A 3,393-nucleotide genomic window follows, 5' to 3' on the forward strand; every position below is an offset into this window, starting at 1 on the left:
GCTATTTGCGCGACATCGGCACGCACATCCGCAATTTGCAGCGCTCGATCAACGACATGGAGGAACTGGTCGACTTCCAGTCCGAGCCGCTCGGTATCGAGGATGCGCCCGGCGCCAAACCGATCCGCATCACCGACGGTCGCATCAGCTTCGACAACGTCACCTTCCATTATGGCAGCCATCGACTGCCGCTCTATCGCGACTTTTCGGTGGATATCGCGCCGGGCGAACGCATCGGGCTGGTCGGCCATTCGGGCTCGGGCAAGACGACCTTCGTCAAGCTGATCCAGCGCCTTTACGACGTGAACGCGGGAACGATCCTGATCGACGGCCAGGATATTGCTGGGGTGGCGCAGGCATCGCTGCGCGGGCAGATAGCCATCGTCCAGCAGGAGCCGATTCTGTTCCACCGGTCGCTGGCCGAAAACATCGCCTATGCCCGGCCGAGCGCCACGCAAGCCGAAATCGAGCACGCAGCACGGCTGGCAAGTGCGCACGACTTCATCGTCGGCCTGCCGAAGGGTTACCGCACGCTGGTCGGCGAACGCGGCGTGAAACTATCGGGCGGCGAGCGCCAGCGCGTGGCGATCGCGCGGGCTTTCCTCGCCGACGCGCGGATCCTCATTCTGGACGAGGCGACATCCAGCCTGGATTCGGAATCGGAGGTGCTGATCCAGCAGGCGATGGAGCGGTTGATGGTTGGCCGCACAACGCTCGTCATCGCGCACCGGCTTTCGACGGTACGGGCGCTGGACAGGCTTCTGGTGTTCGATCGCGGCCGCATCATCGAAGAGGGTTCGCATGACCAACTGATCCGGCTGCAGGGCGGCATCTACCGCCGGCTGTTCGAGCGCCAGGCGCTCGAATTGACCAAGGGGCTGGCGATCTGACGCTTACAGCGCCGCGTGTCTTAATGGACGCGCGGCGCTGCTGCCTTTTCATCGCCCTCGTCATGTTCTATGTCTGCGGCCAAGCGCGGGGGCGTGTCTTGTCAACAGCAAAACCATCCGGTACGCCCCGTTCATGACAGTTACCGTCCGTTTCGCCCCTTCACCCACCGGCCGCATTCATATCGGCAATGCGCGCACTGCGCTGTTCAACTGGCTGTTCGCCATGAACAACAAGGGCCGCTTCATCCAGCGTTTCGACGACACCGACGTCGCCCGCTCGACGCAGGAATTCTCCGACGCCATCCTCTACGACCTGCATTGGCTGGGCATCTTTCCCGACGCCACGGAGTACCAGTCACGGCGCTTCGAGATCTACGATGCGGCGATGGAGAAATTGAAGGCGGCGCGCCTCCTCTATGCATGTTATGAAACACCGGAAGAGCTCGATCTCAGGCGCAAGGTGCGCCGCACGCGCGGCCTGCCGCCGGTCTACGGCCGCGAAGCGCTGACGCTGACCCCTGAGCAGATCGCCGAATACCAGTCCGATGGTCGGCGGCCGCATTGGCGCTTCCTCCTGCCCAATTTCACCAGCGATCCTCTGCAGCCGGAGCGCACCGAAATCCACTGGAACGATCTGGTGCGCGGCGTGGAGACCGTCGACCTTGCCTCGCTTTCCGACCCGGTTCTAATGCGCGAGGACGGCACCTATCTCTATACTCTGCCCTCGGTGGTCGATGACATCGAGATGGGGATCAGCCATGTCATCCGTGGCGACGACCACGTCACCAACACGGGCGTGCAGATCGCGCTGTTCCAGGCACTGGGTGCCGAGCCGCCGGTGTTCGGCCACCACAATCTGTTGACCACTGCATCGGGCGAAGGCCTGTCGAAGCGGAGCGGCGCGCTGTCCATCGAGAGCCTACGCGAGACCGGCATCGAACCGATGGCCGTTGCCTCGCTGGCCGTGCTTGTCGGCACGTCGGAAAACGTAGTGGCGGTGCCTGATATGACCGAGCTTGCCCGGCGCTTCGATCCGGCCGCGACGTCGAAATCCGCCGCCAAATTCGATCCGGACGAGCTCTTCGTGCTCAACCGCACACTGCTCCACCATATGCCGTTTTCCGAGGCGCGCGACCGGCTGATCGTGCTCGGCATTTCCGGCGAAAAGGCCGAGCCCTTCTGGCTGGCGGTGCGCGGCAATCTCGACAGGCTGGCCGATGCAGCAATCTGGTGGCGCACACTTCGCCACGGCCCGCAGGAGCAGCCGGACTTTTCCGACGTCGACCGCGATTTCCTGCGCCAGGCGTTCGACCTTTTGCCGGAAGACCCCTGGAACGGGTCGGTCTGGAAGGAGTGGACGGGCAGGATCAGGGAAGCGACCGGCCGCAAGGGCAAGGCGCTGTTCATGCCGCTCAGGCTGGCGCTTACGGGGCAGCCTTCGGGGCCGGAGCTTGCAGATCTGTTGCCGCTGCTGGGTCGGGAAGGAACGTTGGCCCGACGACCCTGACCTTGCGCCGTCCCGGCGGCGGCAAAGTCGTCGGCGAGGGTTTGACGGCGAGGCGGTTGATGGCTTCGCGATCGCGCCCGCCTTCGACATTTGCCAAAGTCTCGGGGTCGGCGCCTTGATCGGCTTTGGCGACAGGCACCGGAATGAGCGGCTTGGACTCCACATCGGCCTCGGTCTGTTCCGGGCTTGGCGGATTGCCGGCAATGATCTCGAAATTCTGTGCAGCGTTGCAGCCGCAGGCCGGCGGGCGCAACGTTTCGGGCTGCTTGTAGAGATAGGCGGTCGGCAGTTCGCTGTAGGGCCTGCCGGTTACCGAAGACGTCATGTCAGCCGAGTCGTCGCCAATGCCGCGCGTATAAAACACCTGCATCTCGGTGCCGGGGCAACTAGAATCGCAGTTCTTCTGGTCGCGCTCGAAATCGCCCAGCGAGGCGGCATTCGACATCGGGAAGAAATAGCCGTCGCAGGTGCGCACGCACATTGTGCGGAATTCGCCGCCAAGGCGTGGCAGGTCCATGCCGTCGGGCTGATTGATCATGGTGCGGACACCGCGCTCTTCGTCGGGATCGCTCGGCTCGTCCAGCGCATCGGGGTGATTTGTGGCGTCGCCCAAAAGCCGATCGAGCAGGCTTTCTTCGCCGTTTTCACGGCTCGCTTCGAGGACAGGAGCACGCCTCGAAGGCACGACGCTGTCGCGACAGCCATTGGCGTCGAGTGAGGCCAATATGCGTGCGCGATCGCGGCGCGAGCCGCCGCCGGCGAGCTGCGCGCGCTTGACCTGCAGGGCATCGAGATTGGCGTTCATGCGGTCGAGCGTGGCCTCGAGTGCGGCGCAAGCGTTGCGATTGCGGCCGAGCAGCGAAAAGCCGCAGCCGGCGCTGTCGGACTGGCGGCTTACCTTGGAAATCTGCTCCCGCTGCCGCACGATCGCATCATCGTATTTCCTGAGCAGGGCCGGTTTGCCGCCGCCACCGCGCGAAACGGTCGCGAGATCGG

At 64.1% G+C, this 3,393-nt stretch carries 3 protein-coding genes; 2 read left to right on the forward strand and 1 reads right to left on the reverse strand.

Features of this window, described 5'->3' with window-relative positions; translation table 11 throughout:
* A partial coding sequence (locus EOA86_RS27420) for an ATP-binding cassette domain-containing protein (RefSeq protein ID WP_128344544.1) occupies positions 1-890 on the forward strand: 890 nt, incomplete at its 5' end.
* Between the two features lie 133 nt (positions 891-1,023).
* On the forward strand, positions 1,024-2,397 hold the full coding sequence (gltX, locus tag EOA86_RS27425) for a glutamate--tRNA ligase (RefSeq protein WP_128344546.1): 1,374 nt from the start codon (positions 1,024-1,026) through the stop codon (positions 2,395-2,397).
* On the opposite strand, the gene EOA86_RS27430 is transcribed toward gltX, so the two are convergent.
* On the reverse strand, positions 2,315-3,393 hold a 1,079-nt coding region (locus EOA86_RS27430; protein WP_128344548.1), incomplete at its 5' end, for a DUF2865 domain-containing protein. The genes gltX and EOA86_RS27430 overlap by 83 nt on opposite strands.

This window comes from Mesorhizobium sp. M5C.F.Ca.IN.020.32.2.1, assembly GCF_004023105.1.
Lineage (GTDB): Bacteria > Pseudomonadota > Alphaproteobacteria > Rhizobiales > Rhizobiaceae > Mesorhizobium > Mesorhizobium wenxiniae.